Consider the following 20,983-nt stretch of genomic DNA (forward strand, 5'->3'; position numbering starts at 1 on the left):
ATGACCGGCCAGTTGGATAAAACGCATTGTCACCGTCGACCTCGTCTTCGGTGACAATGCGTTTTTCATGGCCGGAGTTGCCTCATGGCTTACGACGTCGATTTGTTCGTGATCGGTGCGGGCTCGGGCGGGGTGCGGGCCTCGCGGATCGCGGCGCAGCTCGGAGCGCGCGTGATCGTCGCCGAGAACAAGCAGCTCGGCGGAACCTGCGTGAACCTCGGCTGCGTGCCGAAGAAGATGCTCGTCTACTCGGCCTCGTACTCGGACGACTTCGAGCAGGCCGGCGCCTACGGCTGGTCGCTTGGTGAACCGAGCTTCGATTGGCCTACGCTGCTGGCCAACAAGAACCGCGAGATCGCCCGGCTCAATCGCATCTACGGCGAACTGCTCGACAAGGCCGGTGTGCAGACGGTGCATGGAACCGCGCGCCTGCTCGATGCGCACACGGTTCAAGTCGATACGGCGGCGGGGCCACAACGCTACAGCGCCGAGCATGTGCTGATCGCGACGGGTTGCGAGCCCCAGCTGCCCGGGATTCCGGGAATCGAGCATGCGATCAGCTCCGATCAGGCTTTTCATCTGCCGCGGCTGCCCCGGCGCGTGATCGTCGCGGGCGGCGGCTACATCGCCACCGAGTTCGCGGGTGTCTTTCATGGACTCGGCGCGCAGGTCAGCCAGCTGTATCGCGGCGATCTGTTCCTGCGTGGTTTCGACGACAGCGTGCGCCGGCATCTGCGCGAGCAGCTCACGCTCAAGGGCCTCGACCTGCAGTTCAACGCCGACATCGTTCGCATTGAAAAGCGTCCCGACTCGAGTCTCGCGGTGCAGCTCAACGACGGCCGCGTGCTCGATGCGGACTGCGTGCTGTTCGCGACGGGCCGGCGACCGCGGCTTGGAGGGCTAGGGCTCGAGAACACGCGCGTGCGGCTCGACGAGCGCGGCTTCATCGCCGTCGATGCGCGATTCCGCACCGACGAGCCTTCGATCCATGCGGTCGGCGATGTGATCGGCCGCGTGCAGCTCACGCCGGTCGCGCTCGCCGAAGGCATGGCGCTCGCACGCTCGCTGTTCAAGCCGGAAGACTATCGGCCGCTCGATTACACGCTGATCCCGACCGCAGTTTTCAGCCTGCCGAACATCGGCACGGTCGGTTTGACCGAAGCGGCGGCGCGCGAGGCGGGTTTCGAGTTGCGCGTGTTCGAAAGCCGCTTCAAGCCGCTCAAGCTCACGCTGACCGATTCGAAGGAAAGCACCTTCCTGAAGCTCGTCGTCGATGCGCGCAGTGACCGCGTGCTGGGCTGCCACATGGTCGGGCCCGATGCGGGCGAAGTGATTCAAGGGCTCGCGGTCGCGCTCAAGGCCGGTGCGACCAAGGCGATCTTCGACGACACCATCGGCATCCATCCGACCACCGCCGAAGAGTTCGTGACGATGCGTACTCCGCTTGCGGATCGGCCAAGCTGAATCGCGGCTTCAGCTATCGCTCACGCTGCGGGTCCAACATTCGCCGCTCGGCGCAGGCAAGCGCCACCGCTTGTTCATTCGCAGGCGTTTGCGCAGGGAACGCAGGAGTCGCATGTCATGAATTTCGTGCTGGGTTTGCTCGTCTTCCTCGTGGGTCTGGCGATGGGGGTGGGCGGGGCCTGGCTGCTCGCGCTCGAAGGCTCCGCTTATTACCTGCCGGCCGGCTTGGGCCTGATGGTTTCAGGCGTGCTGCTCATGCGCCGGCATCGGGCCGGTGCCTGGGTCTACTGGATCGTACTCGCGGCGACCGTAGTCTGGAGCGCCTGGGAATCGGGCCTCGATTACTGGCGCTGGGTGCCGCGCCTGGGCCTGCTGCTGGGTCTCGGCATTCTCGTCGCCTTGCTCGCGCCGTGGCTGCGCAATGGTCCGAGGCTGCGCAGCGCGTGGCCGCTCGCGGGCGTCTTCGTCATCGTCTTCATCGCAGCGTTCGGGCTTGCGTTCCTGCCTTACGGCGTGACCAGCGGGCCGGCGGTGCCGAGCGCTTCCGAAGGCCAGTCGGTGGCCACCGACGCGACGCCGGGCGGCTTCGTGCAGCCGGCGACGCAGGCCGCGGCCCAGGATTGGGCGGCCTATGGCGGTAGCAACCAGGCCACGCGCTATTCGCCGCTGGCGCAGATCACCAAGGACAACGTCGCGCAGCTGCAGCGCGCATGGATGTATCGCACGGGCGATCTGCCCGAACATCGCTGGGGCGCGGAAACCACGCCGCTCAAGATCGGCGACAGCGTCTACCTGTGCACGCCGCACAACATTCTGATCAGCCTCGACGCGAGCACCGGCCAGGAGCGCTGGCGCTACGACCCGAAGGTGCCCGAGTCCGCGATTCCGTACACGGCGGCCTGCCGCGGCGTTTCGTATTACGTGAAGCCGCCCGCGCAGACGCTGAAGACGAGCGAAGACTCCACCGAACCGAGCGCTGAAGACACCACGCTGGCCGCGACGCCCGTGACCAACGATGTGCAAGCGCCGTTGACGCCGCTGCCGGTGACCCACGGCGAAGCCTGTGCGACCCGCATCATCTCGGGCACGCTCGACGGCCGCGTGATCGCGGTGGATGCGAGAACCGGCCTGCCGTGCAGCGATTTCGGTAACGGCGGGCAGGTCGACATCAAGGAGGGCATGGGCAGCACGCCGGCCGGCTACGTGTCGATCAACTCGCCGCCGACCATCGTGCGCGGCGTGATCGTGACGGGACACCAGGTGCTCGACGGCCAGCGCCGCGATGCGCCGTCGGGCGTCATCAAGGGCTTCGACGCGGTCACCGGCGAGCTGCGCTGGGCCTGGGACATGACGCATCCGGAATGGAACGGCCTGCCGCCAGCCGGCGAGATCTACACGCGCGGAACGCCCAACATGTGGACGATCGCATCGGCCGACGAGCAGCTCGGTTACGTCTACCTGCCGATGGGCAATTCGGCGGGCGATTACTGGAGCAGCTCGCGCACGCCGGCCGAAAGCCAGTACGCCACCTCGCTCGTCGCGCTCGACGTCACCACCGGCAAGCCCGTGTGGAATTTCCAGACCACGCACATCGACGTCTGGGATTACGACCTCGGCTCGCAGCCCGCGCTGATCGATTTCCCGGTCAACGGCAGCAAGGTGCCCGCGGTGATCCTGCCGAGCAAGCAGGGCGATGTCTACGTGCTCGACCGTCGAACCGGCGAGCCGCTCGTCGGTGTCGAGGAGCGCCCGGTTCCGGGCGGTGGCGTCGAGCCCGAGAAGCGCAGCAAGACGCAGCCGTTCTCGACCTACCACACGCTCGCCCGGCGCGATCTGAGCGAAGCCGACATGTGGGGCATGACGCCGCTCGACCAGCTCGTGTGCCGCATCCAGTTCCGCAGCGCGAGCTACCAGGGCATCTACACGCCACCGACGACCGACCGGCACTCGATCGAATATCCCGGCTACAACGGCGGCTCCGACTGGGGCGGCGTGGCGATCGATCCAAATCGCGGCGTCATGATCGCGAACTACAACGACATGCCGAACTACAACCGCCTGGTGCCGCGCGAAGAAGCCGATCGCTACGGCTGGAAGCCACGCGAGGAATTGCCGACGCCCGATACAGGCGGTGCCGAGGGCCAGGGTGACCCGCAGGCCGGCACGCCGTACGCGATCGACGTCGACGCGGGCTGGCGGCTCAAGTTCACCAAGCTGCTCTGCAAGCAGCCGCCTTACGGCGGCATTCGCGCGGTCGATCTCGCAAGCGGCAAGACGCTGTGGGACCGGCCGTTCGGCAGCGCACGCGGCAACGGGCCGTTCGGTATCCGTTCGGGATTGCCGATCGAAATCGGCACGCCGAACAACGGCGGCGCTGTGGTCACCGCAGGCGGGCTGATCTTCATCGCGGCCGCGACGGATGACCTGATTCGCGCGATCGATATCGAAACCGGCGAAACGGTGTGGCAGGACGCTCTACCGGCCGGCGGGCAAGCGACGCCGATGATCTACGAGAGCCAGGGCAAGCAATATCTCGTCATCGTCGCGGCCGGGCATCACTTCATGGAGACGCCGGCTGGAGATTATGTGATCGCGTATGCCTTGCCATAGGCGGTGTCGCGCTTGAAACAGCAGTTGCGTGCACGGCTTGCTTTTCCTCTCTCCCGCTTGCGGGAGAGAGTCCCGCCGAAGGCGGGGAGAGAGGGGCTGTTCGACTAAAGAGCGCACTTACCAGGCTTTCCCTCACCCGGTCCTTCGGCCCACTCTCTCCCGCGAGCGGGAGAGGGGACAAGGCGGCTGAGCGTCATTTCGAAGAGACGCCGGCCGGGATTATGTGATCGCGTATGCCTTGCCGTAGACGCTGTCGCGCTTGAAATAGCAGCTGCGTGTGCGGCTGGTTTTTCCTCTCCTCTCTCCCGCTTGCGGGAGAGAGTCCCGCCGAAGGCGGGGAGAGAGGGGCTGCCCGACTAAAGAGCGCACTTACCAGGCTTTCCCTCACCCGGTCCTTCGGACCACCCTCTCCCGCAAGCGGGAGAGGGGACAAGGCGGCTGAGCGGCATCTCGAAGAGACGCCGGCTGGAGATTATGTGATCGCGTATGCCTTGCCGTAGGCGGTGTCGCGCTTGAAATAGCAGCTGCGTGTGCTGCTGGTTTTTCCTCTCTCCCGCTTGCGGGAGAGAGTCCCGCCGAAGGCGGGGAGAGAGGGGCTGCCCGATTAAAGAGCACACTTTCCAGGCTTTCCCTCACCCGGTCCTTCGGACCACCCTCTCCCGCACGCGGGAGAGGGGACAGGCAGATTGCTAACCAGCTGCAGCGTCTGCACCAGCAGCTTCGCGCGCTCCGCGCTCGGCCCAACCAGAATCTCGACCTCGCCGTGCTCGAACACCGGCTTCAATGCCGCATCGAGAAAGCGCAACTCGCTCGCAGCCACTTCGAGTTCCACGCTGCCGCTTTCACCGGCTTGCAGCGCGATCTTCGTGAACCCACGCAGTTCGAGCAGCGGCCTCGCGACACTCGCGACCTTGTCGCGCACGAACAGGAACACCGTCTCTTCCGCTGCACGCTGGCCCTCGTTGACGAGATCGACCGTCACGCGAATCGTATCGCTCTCGGTGACGCGCTCGGGCGTCACGCGCAGATTGCGGTAGACGAAGCGCCCATAGCCGAGCCCGTGTCCAAATGCATACAGCGGCTCGTTGCTCACATCGAGATACTTGCTCGTGTAGAAATCGTCGGCGTTCATCGGCCGGCCGCTCGGGCGCTGGCCGAAGAAGATCGGTACCTGGCCGAGCGCACGCGGCCAAGTCATCGGCGTGCGGCCGCTCGGCGAGGCCTTGCCGCTGATCAGGTCGGCGATCGCGTTGCCGGCTTCGGTGCCGAGGAACCAGGCCGCGAGGATCGCATCGGCCTTGGCGTCGATCTCCGGAATCACGAGCGGGCGGCCCGAGAACAACACGACGATGACCGGCACGCTGCGCGCGCTCGCACGTTCGAACACGCTCTCGGCGAGCGCGCGCTGATGCGCGGCGAGTTCCGGATACGCGCGGCTCGCGGCTTCGCCGCTCTGGCGCACGCCTTCGCCGATGCAGAGCACGACGGCGTTCGCGTCGTCGACGAGCGCCGTCGCGGCGGTGATACCGCTGCGCTCGTCTTCGAGGATCGGAACGCCGGCCGCGTAATCGATCCGCGCCGCCGGCAAGGCGGTCCGCAGGCCCGCGAGCACGGTCGTGTTCGGCTCGTGTTCGCCGGCCGCCCACCAGCAGCCGCACATGTCGTAGCCCGCGTCGGCGAGCGGACCGATCACCGCGATGCGCTGCGTCGATGCCGGCAAGGGCAGGGTGTCGTGCTCGTTCTTGAGCATGACGACCGAGCGTGTGGCGACATCGCGTGCGAGCGCGCGCCGGTCGACGAGCGCCTGCGGCGCTTCGGGCGTCGAGCCACGGCGATATGGATCGTCGAACAGGCCGAGCTTCTCCTTGAGCTTGAGCACGCGGCGTACGCAGGCATCGATTTCGTCCATCGTCACGAGCCCGCGTTCGAGCGCGACCGGCAGGCCCTTGCGATAGGCGTCGGCCATCATGTCGATGTCGACGCCGGCCTTGAGCGCGAGCGTCGCGGCTTCGACGAGATCGGCCGCGACACCGTGCTTGATCAGTTCGCCGATGGCGTTGTAATCGCTCACGAGCACGCCGTCGAAGCCGAGTTCGCCGCGCAGATAGTCGCGCAGCAGCGGCACGTGCGCCGTCATCGGAATGCCGTTGAGATCGGTGAACGCGGGCATGATGGTTTCGACGCCGGCCTTCACGGCCGCTTCGAACGGAGGCAGATGCACTTCGCGCAGCGTGCGTTCGGAGATGTCGACCGAGGCATATTCACGGCCCGCGTTGACCGGACCGTAAGCGGCGAAGTGCTTGGCGCAGGCGGCGAGCGCGTCCTTGGACGACAGATCGTCGCCCTGGAATCCGCGCACTTTGGCCTCGGCGATGCGCGAATTGAGCCAACCGTCTTCGCCGCCGCCCTCGGCCGTGCGGCCCCAGCGCAGGTCGCGCGAGACGTCGAGCATCGGCGCGAACGTCATCGCCAGGCCATCGGCCGCGCCTTCCTTGGCGGCTTCGCGCGCCGTGCGTTCCCATAGCAGCGGATCGAAGCTCGCGGCTTCGGCGATCGGCAGCGGAAACAGGATGCGATGGCCATGAATGATGTCGAGGCCGATCAGCAGCGGAATGCCGAGCCGCGTCTGCTCGACCGCGATCTTCTGCATTTCGTGGGTCGGGCCGGGGCCGACCATGTTGAGCAGGTTGCCGACGCTGCCGTCCTTGATCGAGTCGGTGGAGTCTCCGACGATGATCGGCCCGGTGACCGCGTAACCGGAGGCGGTCATGGTGAGCTGGCCGAGTTTTTCGGTCAGCGTCATCTGGCTCAGCAATTGTTCGATTCGGCTCATGCGCGCATCGTCCTTGAGTGTGTCGTGCGGTATTTCGTCCATGATAGGCCGTCGTGCCGGCCCTGTGGCGCAGACAGCGCAGGCTCATGAGGATCGCGTAGAGATCATGTGCTCTGCATTAATATTCGCAGAATCGAGTCGTGCTTCGAGCCCGCAGCGGGCCGACTGACAGAACAACAAGGAGTAGCCATTGAGCTCAGCGGATCAGCAGACCAGCGTCGAAAGCTTGCTCTCGCTCGATGACGAAGCCCTCATCGAGGCCGTGCAGAGGCAGACCTTTCGCTTCTTCTGGGAGGGCTCGCATCCGCAGAGCGGCCTCGCGCCGGACCGGCGCACGATCCGCGCGGCCGACGGCCGCGAGCCCTTCGACGATCTGGTGGCCATCGGCGGCTCGGGTTTCGGCGTCATGGCGATCATCGTCGCGGTCGAGCGTCAGTGGATATCGCGCGAGGCCGCGGTGCAGCGAATCAACGCGATGCTCGACGTGCTCGTGCGTGCCACCTGCTATCACGGCGCCTATCCGCATTTCATGAACGGTGCGACCGGGGCGACGATTCCGTTCAGTCGCAAGGACGACGGCGGCGATCTCGTCGAAACCGCCTTGCTGCTGCAGGGCCTGCTGTGCGCGCGTCAATACTTCACGCAGGACGTTCCGGCCGAAGCCTCGATCCGCAATCGTATCAACTGGATCTGGGACGACATGGAATGGACCTGGTACCAGCAGGACGGCCGCAAGCTGTTGTATTGGCACTGGAGCCCGAACAACGGCTGGGGCATGGATCACGAGATCCACGGCTGGAACGAATGCCTGATCGCCTACGTGCTCGCGGCGGGTTCGAATCGCTATCCGATCGATCCGGTCGTCTATCACCGCGGCTATGCGAGCGGCCGCGATTTCATCAACGGCAAGACTTACCACGGCATCGAACTGCCGCTCGGACAGCCTTACGGCGGCCCGCTGTTCTTCGCGCATTACTCGTTCTGCGGGCTCGATCCGCATGGCCTGCGTGATCGCTACGCAGACTACTGGGACTTGTGCTCGCGTCACGTGCGCATCAACCGTGAGCATTGCGTGATCAATCCGGGCCAGTTCAAGGGCTATGGCGCGGACTGCTGGGGCCTCACGGCGAGCGACGATCCGGACGGCTATTCGGCTCATGCGCCGGACAACGACAACGGCACGATCTCGCCGACCGCCGCGCTGTCGAGCCTGCCGTACGCGCCTGCCGAGGTCGTGCAGAGCTTGCGTGGTTTTCTTCGCCGCTACGGCGACAAGGTCTGGCAGCGTTACGGCTTCGTCGATGCTTTCAATGAAGGACGCGACTGGTTCGCCGACACCTTCCTCGCGATCGACCAGGGGCCGATCGTGGTGATGATGGAGAACCATCGCACCGGCCTGCTCTGGAAGCTGTTCATGAGCGTGCCCGAAGTGCAGACCGGCTTGCGCCGGCTCGGTTTCAGCAGCCCGTACCTGGGTTCGTGAGCATGAGCGGAAAATCGCCCGAACCTTCGTTGGAGCAGTGGATCGAGCGGCAATATCGCGACTCGGCGAGCGCGATGCTGCGCAGCTTCTCGGCCATCGATCTGGTCAAATCCCGGCCCGGCTTCGGCACGCAGGTTCGTGCCGCGAAGGGTTCGATCATCGCCTCGCCGGTGCTCGGCGCCTACGATCCCGACCCGGATTACTTCTTCCACTGGTTCCGCGATTCGGCCGTCGTGATCGAATCGCTGCGCCTGCTCTACGAGGACCGCAGCATCGGCGACGAGGCGATCGCGCATCTGCGCGACTTCGTTGCGTTCAATCTGTCGCTGAATACGCTCGATGGACGCAGGCTCGTTGACGATAAAAGCTGGCGCGGCAAGGCGGCGGCCGATTTCGTCAAGTTCCTGCGCGACGACGAAGACCTCGCGCAGGCGCATGGCGAGGCCGTGGTCGGCGAAACGCGCGTCAATCCGGATGCCACGCTCGATATTTCGAAGTGGGCGCGGCCGCAGCACGACGGCCCGCCGCTGCGCGCACTCGCGCTGCTCGGCTGGGTGAGCGCGCATCGTCTCGACGACAGGCTCGCGGCCGATCTCGCAGCGCTGATCACCGGCGATCTCGACTTCACGATGCGGCACTGGCGCACGCCCTCGTACGACATCTGGGAAGAAGAGCGCGGCCTGCATTACTACACGCTGCGCGTCTCGGCCGCCGCGCTCGAGCGAGGCGCCGGCTGGCTGCGCAGCCGCAACGAGCCCGAATTCGCGCTGGCCTGCGCGACCGAGAGCGCGGCGATCCGCAAGCTGCTCGACAGCTACTGGCTCGAGGACGCCGGGCACTTCCGCTCGCGCGTGCTGAGCTCGGGCGAGCGATCGAGCAAGGAGCTCGACATCGCGGTCATCCTGTCCGCGATCCATGCACCCGACGGCGCGCAGCAGCATTCGGTGCACGATGCGCGCATGCAGTCCACGCTCGGCGAACTCGAAGCCCTGTTCGACCGGCTCTACGCGATCAACCGCGATCGCCCGGCAGGGCGAGGCGTCGCGATGGGCCGCTACGAAGGCGATGTCTATTACTCGGGCGGCGCCTACTTCTTCTCGACGCTCGGCGCGGCCGAGTTCTGCTACAAGGCGGCGCCAGGCTCGCCCGACGCGCAGAGCTGGATCGATCGCGGCGATGCCTTCCTGCAAACGGCGCGCGCCTATACCGGAGCGCAAGGCGAGCTCTCCGAGCAGTTCGACCAGAACAGCGGCGAGCAGACTTCGGCCAAGCATCTGGCCTGGAGCTATGCGGCGCTGATCTCGACCGTCGTCGCACGCCGCGCCGCGCTGGCGGCTCGCTGATGGCGAAAGCCAAACGAAAATCCAGGGACGAGGCCGACGATCTCGTCGCGGCCGAAATGGAGACGGTCGCCGAGTCCGGGCTCGGCAAGCAGCTCGGCCTGATCCTGCAGGCGCTGCGCAGCTCGGCGGTCGCCAAGGTGCTGCTCGTACTGATCGTCTCGCTCATCGTCGTGGTGCTCGCGACGGCTTATGGACAGGTGTATCTGAACCGCTGGAACCAGCCGTTCTACGATGCGCTCTCGCGCCGCGATCTGAAGGATTTCATGACGCAGCTCGGCGTGTTCTTCATCATCGTCGGCTGCCTGCTCGTGCTCAACGTGGTCCAGCGCTGGATCGTCGAGCACCTGAAGCTGCGCCTGCGCGAAGGGCTCACGCGCGATCTGATCGACCGCTGGATGCAACCGCGGCGCGCGTTCTGGCTCGCGAACTCCGGGTCGATGGGCGCCAACCCGGACCAGCGCATGCAGGAAGACGCGCGCAAGTTCACCGAGCTGTCGGCCGATCTCGGCGTGGGCCTGCTGCAGGCGACGATCCTGTTCGTGACCTTCGCGGGCGTGCTCTGGGGCCTGTCGACGGACTTTTCGTTCCGCATCGGCGACGCCGATTACGCGGTGCCGGGCTTCATGCTCTGGGCCGCGATCGCCTACGCACTGATCGGATCGCTGCTGAGCTACTGGGTCGGCCGCAGCCTGATCGGCAGCAATGCGGAGCGCTATGCGCGCGAGGCCGATCTGCGCTTCGCGCTGATGCGCGCCAACGAGCATCTCGACGGCATTTCGCTCGCGCGGGGCGAAGCCGACGAAGGCCGGCGCATCAACCGCTATCTCGACGACACCTTGCGCTCGATGCGCAGGCTCGCGACCGAGCATACGAACCTGACCTGGGTCACTTCGGGCTTCGGCTGGATCACCAACATCGCGCCGACGCTCGTCGCGGTGCCGCTGTACTTCACCGGCAAGATCTCGTTCGGCGGCCTGATGATGGCCGCAGCGGCGTTCACGCAGGCGCAGTCCTCGCTGCGCTGGTTCGTCGACAACTTCAGCACCATCGCCGATTGGCGCGCGGGCCTGCTGCGCGTCGCGAGCTTTCGCCAGGCGCTGCTGATGGAGCAGGGGATCGACCAGATCGAGCGGCGCATCGCGTACGTGCAGAGCCCGGACGAGAGCTTGAGCATCGAGAGCCTGCAGGTCGAAGCGCAGAGCGGTCGCGAGCGCGTCGAGGAAAGCCCGGTGCGCATCGAGGCGGGCCGGCGCGTGATGGTGAGCAGCGCGCCGGGGACCAGCAAAACCATGCTGTTCCGCGCGCTCGCCGGGCTCTGGCCCTGGGGCTCGGGGCGCATCGAGATGCCGAGCGTGGAGACGATCTTCTACGTGCCGCGCGGCACGCCGTATCTGCCGACCGGCAGCCTGCGCGAAGCGCTCGCGTATCCGGACTCGGCCGCAGCGTTCGAGGCGCCGCGCTACACCCAGGCGCTCGAACGGCTCGGGCTGGCGCGGCTCGTTCCGCTGCTCGACGAGACGCGGCGTTGGGATCGCGAGCTCAGCCTGGACGAGCAACTGTGCCTGGCGTTCGCGCGCATGCTGCTGCAAGCCCCGGCCTGGGTGCTCATCGACGATGCGTTCTCGGTGCTCGAGGAAGAATCGCTGGCTCGCGTGGTCGATCTGCTGCGCAACGAGCTTGCATCGACGGGCGTGGTTCACATCGGCGGTGCGGTACAGGGACAGGACGCCTTGTTCGATCGCAGCCTGCACCTCGTCAAGATGCCGGGCCCCGCGATCGTGGCGGACGAAGCGCCATGAGTTCCACGCTTCGCGTGTTATTGACGACGGGCCTGCTCGCGCTGGCGATGCCGGCGTGGTCGCAGATGCAATCGCAGCAACAGCAGGCGCAGGAGCAGATGCGCCTGCAGATGCAGGCCCAGCTCAATGCCCGGCCGCAGAGTTTCGAGTTCCAGACGCCGGCCGGCGTCGCCGACCCGAAGCTGCGCGAGACCATGCGCGACCTCGCGGCGCGCGTGCTGCCGGTGTACCAGGAGAAAAGCATCGATCGCTATCTGTCGACGATCTCGATGCTGCAGCTCGTCGCCGCGAATTACCCGGCGGCCTACGAGTCGCGCAAGGCGCTGCTCGACCGTCGTCGCAAGCTCGATGCCGGCAAGCCGATGGCGCGCAGCGTGGTACTCGATCTCTATGCACTCGCCCGAGCGAATGAAGTCAACGACAAGCTGTCGTTCAACGAGGCGTTTTCGCGGGCGTATCGCGAGGTGGCGTCCAAGCTCGGCGATCGCGATGCCTTCGTGCTCGGCAACTGGATCGCCTCGCCACTCAGCACGTTTCGAACCGATCTCGAGAATGCGTTCGCACGCACGCGTAAAGACCGCGAACTCGATCTGGCCACGGCCATCGATCTCGTGCGCATCTACCTGGCCTACGACTCGCAGCGCAGCTTCATCACGCTGGCTCCGGCGCTGATGGCCGAGGACGATGCGCGGCGCTATCTGATCGAAGACTCGGTGCCGATCAAGGCCGCCGCGGGCGTGACGATCTACGCTCGCCTCGTGCGACCGAAGGCGCCGAAAAAGCCCTTGCCGGCCTTGCTCGAATTCACTCTCGATCCAGGTGCCGACGATGCGCGCGCGCGCGCGGCGCGCGGCTATGTCGGCGTCGTCGCCTATACGCGCGGACGCGGAGGCCCCGCCGATGCGAAGGCGAAGCCGATCGAGGTCGTGCCGTTCCAGCATGACGGCGCCGATGCGCGAAAGCTGATCGAGTGGATCACGCAGCAGCCCTGGAGCGACGGCCGCGTCGGCCTCGTCGGCAGCGGCTATTCGGGTTTCGCGGCCTGGTCGGTCGCCAAGAAACTGCCGGCCGCGGTGAAGGCGATCGCGACGACCGATGCGATGGCGCCCGGCATCGATTTCCCGACTCAGGGACGCATCGCGCACACCGATGCCTTGCGCTGGATCGTCGAGCACACGCAGCCGGCGGCCGTGATCGCGCAGCAGCAGGCGCGCTGGAACGAGATCGACTTGAACTGGTATCGAAAGGGTCGTTCGTACTGGGTTTTCGATCGGCTCGCGAAGCTGCGCAGCGACCTGTTCCGCACCTGGATCACGCATCCGAGCTATGACCGCTACTGGCAGAACCGCCTGCCGTTCGAAAAGCAGTTCGCACAGATCGGTGTGCCGGTGCTGACTTCGGTCAGCGAGCATGGCGACGGCATCGCCGCGCTGTACTACTTCGGCGAGCATCGCCGCTACCGGCCCGATGCGGATCACAGCCTCGTGATCGCGAGCGAGAGCCTCGACCAGAGCGAGCTGCGGCTGCAGTGGTTCGATCACGTGTTCAAGAACGCTGGCGAGCCGTCCGCGATCAAGGATCGTGTGAACGTACAGCTCGATGGTGGTGACTGGCGGCATGCGGCGTCGATCGAAGCGCTCGCAGCCTCGCGGCTGAGCCTGCACCTGGCCGCCGGCGGGAGCGCGGAACGCCATCGGCTCACGGATGCTGCCGTGCCTGGTGACGGCTACATCGAGCAGAGCGTGCCACTTGCCGACCGCAGCGATACGGCGCAACCGTGGACGACGATCGCCGACGGCAAGCAGCTGCGCCTGCGCCATGCGCTGGCCTTCGTCGGCGAGCCGTTCGCGCAGGCCACCGAGATCAGCGGTCTACCGTCGGGCACGCTCGATTTCGAGCTCAACAGAATGGACGTGGACCTGAACTTCACGCTGTTCGAGCAGCTCGCGAGCGGTGAGTATCGGCAGATTTCGGAGCCTTACGAATTCCGTGCGAGCTATGCGAAGGATCGCGTGCATCGCCAGCTGCTGCGCGCCGGCGAACGCCAGCAGCTCGCGTTCAGGAGCGAGCGCTTCGTGAGCGCCAGACTCGCGGCCGGCAGCCGGCTCGTGATCGTGCTCGGCGTCAACAAGCGACCCGATCGCGAGGTCAATTACGGCACCGGGCGTGACGTCAAGGAAGAGTCGATCGAAGACGCCAGGCCCGCGCTGCGGCTACGCTGGTATGGCGGCAGCCGCATCGAGATTCCGGTAAGGCGCTGAGAGAAAGTTCTTCGGCTTGTTCTATATCGGGTATCGATATAGAGTCTGCTCGTGATCAGGTCTTTCAAATGCAGGCAGACCGAGAAGCTGGCCGGGCGGCAGCGGGTCGCGCGCTGGGTGAATTGCGAAGGCCCTGCACGTCGGAAGCTCGATCAGCTGGCAGCCGCGGTCGAGTTGCGAGATCTGTTGGCTCCTCCTGGAAACCGGCTCGAAGCTCTCAAAGCCGACCGTTTGGGCCAGCACAGCATTCGCATCAATGATCAGTGGCGCATTTGCTTCATCTGGACCGCAGACGGTCCGACCGACGTGGAAATCGTCGATTATCACTAGGCAGCGGACAGTAAAACCCGAGAATCAGCATGGCCAAGAGACTTGCCCCCATCCATCCTGGCGAGCAATTGCTCGAGGAGTTCATGCTGCCGCTTGGGCTTTCGAGCAACGCACTGGCGCGCGCCATTGGCGTAACTCCGGCTCGCGTCAACGAAATTGTCCGACATCGCCGTGGAGTCACAGCGGATACGGCCTTGCGTCTGGCTCGCTATTTCAATACATCCGTGCAGTTCTGGATGAATTTGCAGGCTCAGTACGACATTCAATGCGCCGAGGATGAAATCGGCGATAGCCTGCGGAAGATCAAGCCGATCGAAGTGGCTGAGGTTTAGCAGGTCAGCGAACGAGCGACCACCTCACCTCGTATCCAGCCGAACCTTTCAAGCTCCCAGAGCACCGTCTCCGCGGAAGCGCGACGAAGCTGGCCGAGAACGAAAGCAGGATGTCGGTGAGCACCCGTCAGCTTCGTGGCGATTCGCGTGCGGCTTCCGGGCTCGCAGTGCGAGATGGCGCCTTGCGCCAGACTCCGCCGTCGGTGAACCGGCCCCATCCCCAGCGCAGCCAGCCGAGCAGCGCATTCGCGAGCCACAACGCCCACAGCAGCATGAGCACGCGATAGACCCAGAGCGGCGCCGAGATTGCGTAGGCGGTCGGCAGGTTCTTTTCCCAGCGATCCTGGAACCATTGCAGCGAAGTCGCGTACGAGCCATTGCCGGCGATCTGCATCTCGGGAGCGCCGAGCAGGCCATGCGCGACGGCGGTGAACAGCAGGCCCAGCGCGATCACGGTGAGCAGTGCGAGCGCGCTCTGCAGCAGGTTGAAGCGCAGCCAGGAAGCGCCCGTGCCGGCGACGAGGCGCTCGCGCGCTCCGAGCGCGATGAGCCAGCCCGCGACGATCGCCGCGGCCCAGACCGGAATCTGCGACAGCCCGATCATCAGCAGCGCCCATTGCCAGAAGCGTAGCGGCGTCAGCCGCAGGCGTGCGAGCCCCGCGCTGACGATCACGAGTACTGCGAGCACGCCCCAGAACAGCACCGCCGGCCCGAGCCTGGGCCCGCCGACCCAGAGCACCCAGCGATCGGGCGGCAGATCGAGCTGCAGCCGGGCGTTGACGCCGGGTAGGCCCAGATCGAGCGGCAGCGTGCGCGCCAGCGTCGACATCGCGTCGGACGAGCGCAGCTTCAGCGTGAAATTCTGGCTGCCCGGATGGATCGGCAGGATCAGCTTGCCGCCTTCCTGGCGCGCCGGCTGGCGCTGGCCGTCGACGCGCAGTTCCTGCACGGCCAGGCCCTCGGGCAGCACGAAGGCATGCTGGCCACCCTGGCTCGCGCGCAGGCGAAAGCTCAGCTCGTAGTCGGTCGCGCGCTGCGCCGGTTGGGTCAGCAGGCGCACCGAATCGAGCGTGACGGTGCGGCCGGGCGCGCCGGCCGGACGGCTCACGCGCATCGTCAGCGTCTCGCCGGGCCAGGGCTGGTAGCGCGGCAGCCAGTAGTTCTCGCTCTGCCGGCTGATCGCGGGCAGGCCGTCGAAATCGGCATGCCAGAGCGGACTGACGTCGAAGCGCCAGATCTCCACCGCATCGCCGCTCTCGGGCGCGCGCAGCTGCAACTGCGGGCTCACGGGCAGGCGCGAGGCCCAGCTCGCCGTCGTCTGTCCGGGCGCGAGGCTCAGCTGCACGCGGCCATCGACCACGCGAACCGCATCGCCGGTGATCTGCTCGCCGGGCAGCAGCGGCACCGAACCGAGCACCGGCGTGTGGGTGACGCCCTCGCGACGCACCTGCGTCTCCACATCCCAGCTCAGGCCCAGGCGCAGCGTGCGCGTGACGATCAGCAGCGGCGGCAGCGCCTGCGCGTTGTCTTCGCCGCTGCCCGTCGCATCGTCGCCCGAACGGCTGCGCAGCAGCTGCAGCGAATCGGCGACCTGGCCCTGATCGCCGACGCCGCTGAGCAGCCAGCCGCGCAGATCGCTCGTGACCCGGCGCGGCTTGAGCGGCAATGGCAATTGCAGCTGATCGAAGCCCGCGAGGCTGCCGCGAACGATCGCCTCGTGCCGCCCGGGCGACAGCGCGATGAGCAGTTGGCCGTCGTCCGCGCGCAGCAGCGCGGCGGGCTGGCCGTCGAGCAGCAGCTGCGTGGGTTGCCAGATGCGGCCCTGCGCGCCGCCGATGAGCGGCTGCAGCGGCAACGGCGCCGAAGCGGCGGCGAGCGCATCGAGGCTCAGGCGCAGCGTGAGCGCGCCATCGTCGCCGAGTTCGATGCCGAGGCGCGCGATCTGCACGCAGACCGGGGCGCAATCGGGCGCGGCGAGCAGGCGATCGCGCAGCTCGTCGAGCACGCGCGGTTCGGGCGGGCTCGGCAGGTTCGGAGCGACGAACTCGGAAGACGGTTCCTGCGCTGCCTGCGCGTGCAGCGGAGCCGGATGGATCGCGATGACCCAGGCGAGCAGGGCGCCCGCCGTGCTGGCTGCGCCGAAGCTGCGCAGCGACGGCAGACCGCGGCCGCCGAGCGTATCGCGCGTCCACAGCGCGATGAGGGCGAACACCAGTCCGACCCCGAGCACCTGCAGCACGCGCGTGAGCCAGGGCGGCGACAGCCAGAGCCGGAACTGCTGGTCGGCCGTGATCGGGCCGGACCAGCTCAGCTGCACGCGGTTCCAGTTCCATTCGGGCAGCCCCGGACCGGTCTGCGTGAGCAGCTTCGGGTCGAGTCGCTGGATCGACTGCTGCGAGACCGAGGCGCCGCCGCCATAGCCGCCGTAAGCCTCGACCTTGCTGGAGGCGAGCATGTCCTCGGCGCCCCGGCGCACCATCTGCGGGGCCGGAGCAGGAACCGGCGCGGCGACCGGCTCGGCTTCGATCGCGTTCATGCCCACCGACATCTCGTCCGCGATGGGCATGTCGAGGTTCAGCGGCGAGGCGCCCGGCAGCTCGAGCTGCGGATACAAGGCCAGCCGCAGCTGCTGCACCGCGAACGGCAGCGCGATCAGCACCACGACGGCGAGGCTCAGTGCGCGATAGCGCGCGAGCCAGGCCGGCAGCTGGCCGGTCTTGAGCGCCTCGGGCAGCGCGCGCGACAGCGCGATCGCGGCGATCAGGTTGAGCCAGGCCCAGCGCGGGGCGCCCGGCTCGTGCCAGGTCAGCGCGAGCGCGAGCAAGGTCAGCAGGCCGCCGCCGAGGCCGAACAGGCGGAACGCCGCGAAGCTCGCGACGAGCACGACGAACAGATCGAGCAGTGACCAGCGGCCGATCCAGGTCTGTGGCAGGCCGTCGGTGCCCGAGGTGGCGAGCAGCCGCCAGCCCGGCGGCAGGTGCAGGCTTGCCTCGACGCCTTGCAGATCGGTGTTCCAGCCGGCGACCGGCAGGCTGCGGCTGGCTTCGTCGATGCGGCTGTCGGCGACCAGATCGAGCTGGCCGTGGCGCACTTCGACGCCCGCGGCCGCCTCGCCGATGCGCGTGATGAGCTGCGGCTCGCCATCGACGAGCACCTGGCCGGGCGCCAGCGGGGCGGTGGCTTCGAGCCGCCAGCGGCTGTCGAGCCGGCCGTTGAGCCGGTCCTGCACGCTGTAGCCGCGGCCGTCGAAATCGAGCCAGATCTGCCGCTGCAGGCTCAGCTCGTCGTGGGCGCCGAGCGGATCGCCGCGCTGCTTTTCGGCGAGCGTGAGCTGGGCTTGCGGAGCGAGCAGAAACGCCGGGTAGCCGGTCCAGGCCTCGGGCATCGGCGTCTGACGCGGGTCGATCGCCGGCGCACCGCCGGCCTCGACCACGCGCAGGTCTTCATGCGCGAGCAGCGACCACACTTCCTGGTCGGGCCAGGGCGCGGCATTGGCCGGCGCGGAGAGCGTCTGCACGGGGCCCGGCGCACGCGCGGTGACTTCGATGCTCCAGAGCCCGGGCCGCAGCTGCACGTGCAGGCGGTTCTGCTCGTCGAGCCGCGCGGGCAGGCTGCCGCCGAGGCTCAGCGGAACGAAGCCCGGCGGCAGCACCGGCCCGATGACTTCGTCGCGCAGCTCTCCGGCCGCCTCGATGTCGATGTGCGTGGTGAGCTTGAGCGGAATGTCGTCGTCGACGAGCCGGAACACCTTGAGGCTCAGGTGCCGGTCCGCCGCTGCACCCGCCGCGGCGCGGCCGAGCCAGACGTGTCCGCGATCGTCGCGTCCCGGATACGGTCGGGCGCTGCCGTCGACGTTCAGCGACAGCAGCCCGACGCCGGCCGGAACGTAGAGCGACTCGGGCAGCCGGCTCCAGCTCAGCTCGCCCTCGATGCGATGGCTGCCGGCCGCCAGCCACAGCGCCGGGCGATCGCCGCGCAGCGCGACCGGGGCGGCGGCGCCGTCGCTGCGCACGTTCTGCGGCCAGTGCTCGGCGCCGCCCGGCAATTCGAGCCAGCCGGGTGCGTAAAGCCGCGCCGAGAGTTCGAAGCGGCCGCCATTGCCGTCGAGTTCGAGTCGCAGGTTCGACGGCCAGGCGCAGAGCCGGACGGAATCGCTGCCCGGTGCGAGCGGACAGGCGCGCTGGTCGAGTCCGCCGAGGCTCCAGCCGATCCAGGGCTTGAGCGGAGCGGGCACCTGGTCGTCGGGCAGCGGCGCGGCGGAGGCGCGCACGCAGGCCGCCATCAGCATCACGGTCATCAACAAGGCGGCGAAACTGTTCTGCGAAGCCGGTCCCAGCCGATGCGGGCCTGACGATTTCATTGTTGTTTTCCCCTGGCAAACGGTGCGATACGGCCTGGGTGCAGCCGTGTGTGGGCTACACGTCGTTTCGAGTCGGCGAATCCATCAACGAACGATAAGTCAGATACAGCCGCAGATCGAATTCGATCTGGTGGTAGTCCGGCAGCATGTGGCAACAGAGCTGGTAGAAGGCCTTGTTGTGATCGGACTCCCTGAAATGCGCGAGCTCGTGCACGACGATCATCTCGAGGAACTCGGGCGCGCAGTCCTTGAACGTCGAGGCGATGCGGATTTCCTTCTTGGCCTTGAGCTTGCCGCCTTGCACGCGCGAGATCGCCGTATGCAGGCCGAGCGCGTTCTGGACGATGTCGAGATTGGATTGGTACAGCACCTTGCTGAGCGGCGGTGCATTGCGCAGGTAGGTCTGCTTGAGCTCGCTGACGTAGTCGTAGAGCGCCTTGTCGGTCTTGATCTCGTGGCGATCGGGATAGCGCTTCTGCAGATAGCTGCCCAGGCGATCGTCGTCGATCAAACGCTGAACCTGATCGAGCGTGGATTGCGGATAGCCGCTGACGTAGCGCAGCGGCGAGAACGGGCGGGGCTTCATGCGGCGACGATATCGCAGCGCGTCGTCCGCTGTCGTCGCGTGGCGGACCGGATCATCGGCCGTAGCTCAGTAGCCATTCGTAGATGCGCCGGTCCGCGAACGCCAGGCGCGCGGATTCGACGTGATCCTGATGCTGGTCGAGATGCACGCGATCGCCGTTCGGCCCGTCGCCCGCGGGCTTCGAGCGCAGATTCGCGAAGAACTCGGCCTCGCGCCGACGCACGCGATCGCCGATCGACAGCCAGGCCGGCTGAGTCATCGCCGGATCGGGCGGCCGGGTCGGATCGACCGACCACAGGGCGCTCCAGGCCTCGGGCTGAAGCATCGCCAGATCGAACACGCCGTTGCCGCCGAAGCTGAAGCCGCACAGATAGCGCGGCGAACGCGCGGCCGCGTGCTGCCGGCTCACCTGCTCGACGAGTGCGAGCACATCGTCCGCATGCCGATGCCAGATGTCGCCCGCGATCGGCAATTGCGGCGCTAGCACGACGAAGCGATCGAGCAGATCGCGTGGCGCTTGCGGATGCAGCGGGCCGTGCAGCGTGAGCGCGGCCTCGATGTCCATCGGCGCCGCTTCTCCATGGCCGTGCAGGAAGCACAACAGCGGGCGCGGCCCAGAGACGGGCGTCGAGGGCAAGCGCAGCACGGCGCGCAGGGGCGAGGTTTCGATCAGCTGCAGCTCGTTCGATGCGGACATCGAGGGCTTCCGGTGTCTGGCTGGCCTCGAATGTTCGCAGCTCGGGGCCGTGGTTCACAGCCCGGCACTGCCGTCGCGGCGTCGGCGACGGCAGTGCCGTCTTGTTTTCGAGCGCTCAGTGCGGGCTCGCGGTCGGACGCACGATCATCTCGCTCACGTCGACGTCGGCCGGCTGCTCGATCGCGAAGCGGACCGCGCGCGCGATCGCATCGGGTTCGATCGCGACGCTGCGAAAGTCGCGCATCGCCGAGCGCGCGGTGTAGTCGCTGATCGTGTCGGCGAGTTCGGAGGTGACGACGCCGGGCGAGATCGTCGTCACGCGAATGTGGTCGGTTTCCTGCCGCAGTCCATCCGAGATCGCCCACACCGCGTACTTGGTCGCGCAGTAGACCGCCGCGGTCGGAGAAACCCGATGCGCACCGATCGAGGCGATGTTGATGACATGGCCGTGGCCCTGCGCGTTCATGATCGGCAGCACTGCCGCGATGCCGTGCAGCACGCCGCGAATGTTGACGTCGATCATCTGGTTCCACTCGTCGATCTTCAGCGCGGCGAGCGGAGACAGTGGCATCAGGCCGGCGTTGTTGATGATCACGTCGACATGGCCGTATGTCTGCTGGGCCTCTCGCGCGAAGGCATCGACCTGCGCATGCGAGGTGACGTCGAGCGCCTGCACCTGCAGGCGTCCGCCGCCGGCTTCGACTTCGGCCTGGAGTTTCTGCAGGCGATCGAGGCGGCGCGCTCCGGCGACCACCTGCGCGCCCGCGGCCGCGAGTTCGCGTGCGATGGCTTCGCCGATGCCACTGCTGGCGCCGGTGATCAGGACGACTTTGTTCTGAAGGTTCTTGCTGGGGTTCGACATGGTGGGCTTCCTGTTGGCTTTCT

The 20,983-nt window shown here is 66.9% G+C and carries 13 protein-coding genes; 8 read left to right on the forward strand and 5 right to left on the reverse strand.

The features are described 5' to 3' along the window. Positions 1–84: 84 nt before the first annotated feature. Together gorA and AC3WUM_RS14520 are read left to right on the forward strand one after the other, a co-directional pair. Positions 85–1,464, forward strand: coding sequence for a glutathione-disulfide reductase (gorA, locus tag AC3WUM_RS14515; RefSeq protein ID WP_492411047.1), 1,380 nt, complete (start codon positions 85–87; stop codon positions 1,462–1,464). A gap of 117 nt (positions 1,465–1,581) precedes the next feature. After that, a complete protein-coding gene (locus tag AC3WUM_RS14520; RefSeq protein ID WP_492411048.1) occupies positions 1,582–4,074 on the forward strand; it encodes a membrane-bound PQQ-dependent dehydrogenase, glucose/quinate/shikimate family in 2,493 nt (830 codons plus the stop codon). A gap of 604 nt (positions 4,075–4,678) precedes the next feature. Here the strand turns inward: AC3WUM_RS14520 and AC3WUM_RS14525 are convergent. Continuing rightward, positions 4,679–6,907, reverse strand: a complete 2,229-nt coding sequence (locus AC3WUM_RS14525; protein WP_492411097.1) for a glycoside hydrolase family 3 N-terminal domain-containing protein — start codon at positions 6,905–6,907, stop codon at positions 4,679–4,681. Positions 6,908–7,097: 190 nt separating this feature from the next. Between AC3WUM_RS14525 and AC3WUM_RS14530 the strand changes: the two genes are divergently transcribed. The 6 genes from AC3WUM_RS14530 to AC3WUM_RS14555 are packed head-to-tail and all read left to right on the forward strand — an operon-like array spanning position 7,098 to position 14,455. Next, complete coding sequence (locus tag AC3WUM_RS14530) at positions 7,098–8,390, forward strand: glucoamylase family protein (RefSeq protein ID WP_492411049.1); 1,293 nt, start codon at positions 7,098–7,100, stop codon at positions 8,388–8,390. 2 nt (positions 8,391–8,392) lie between these two features. Next, positions 8,393–9,733, forward strand: a complete 1,341-nt coding sequence (locus AC3WUM_RS14535) for a glycoside hydrolase family 15 protein (protein ID WP_492411050.1) — start codon at positions 8,393–8,395, stop codon at positions 9,731–9,733. Next, positions 9,733–11,532: an ABC transporter ATP-binding protein/permease gene (locus AC3WUM_RS14540; RefSeq protein WP_492411051.1), complete on the forward strand. Its 1,800-nt coding sequence runs from the start codon at positions 9,733–9,735 to the stop codon at positions 11,530–11,532. Before AC3WUM_RS14535 ends, AC3WUM_RS14540 begins: the two co-directional genes overlap by 1 nt. After that, positions 11,529–13,793 (forward strand): CocE/NonD family hydrolase, encoded by a 2,265-nt coding sequence (locus tag AC3WUM_RS14545; protein WP_492411052.1) that lies wholly within the window; start codon positions 11,529–11,531, stop codon positions 13,791–13,793. Before AC3WUM_RS14540 ends, AC3WUM_RS14545 begins: the two co-directional genes overlap by 4 nt. Before the next feature lie 51 nt (positions 13,794–13,844). Beyond that, the gene (locus tag AC3WUM_RS14550) at positions 13,845–14,123 is read left to right on the forward strand and encodes a type II toxin-antitoxin system RelE/ParE family toxin (RefSeq protein WP_492411053.1); all 279 of its coding nucleotides are present in this window, start codon (positions 13,845–13,847) and stop codon (positions 14,121–14,123) included. A 29-nt stretch (positions 14,124–14,152) separates the two neighbouring features. Then, the gene (locus AC3WUM_RS14555; protein ID WP_492411054.1) at positions 14,153–14,455 is read left to right on the forward strand and encodes a HigA family addiction module antitoxin; all 303 of its coding nucleotides are present in this window, start codon (positions 14,153–14,155) and stop codon (positions 14,453–14,455) included. A 127-nt stretch (positions 14,456–14,582) separates the two neighbouring features. Here AC3WUM_RS14555 and AC3WUM_RS14560 read toward each other — a convergent pair whose 3' ends face one another. The 4 genes from AC3WUM_RS14560 to AC3WUM_RS14575 form a co-directional block, all read right to left on the reverse strand. Continuing rightward, positions 14,583–18,815 (reverse strand): hypothetical protein, encoded by a 4,233-nt coding sequence (locus tag AC3WUM_RS14560; RefSeq protein ID WP_492411055.1) that lies wholly within the window; start codon positions 18,813–18,815, stop codon positions 14,583–14,585. 55 nt (positions 18,816–18,870) lie between these two features. Then, positions 18,871–19,401 (reverse strand): M48 metallopeptidase family protein, encoded by a 531-nt coding sequence (locus AC3WUM_RS14565; RefSeq protein WP_492411056.1) that lies wholly within the window; start codon positions 19,399–19,401, stop codon positions 18,871–18,873. Positions 19,402–19,453: 52 nt separating this feature from the next. Further along, positions 19,454–20,098, reverse strand: coding sequence for a hypothetical protein (locus AC3WUM_RS14570; protein WP_492411057.1), 645 nt, complete (start codon positions 20,096–20,098; stop codon positions 19,454–19,456). 115 nt (positions 20,099–20,213) lie between these two features. Then, entirely contained in the window at positions 20,214–20,960 is a 747-nt protein-coding gene (locus tag AC3WUM_RS14575) for an SDR family oxidoreductase (protein ID WP_492411058.1), read from the reverse strand. Positions 20,961–20,983 lie beyond the last annotated feature (23 nt).

The organism is Hydrocarboniphaga sp. FW305-C-57 (assembly GCF_058783045.1).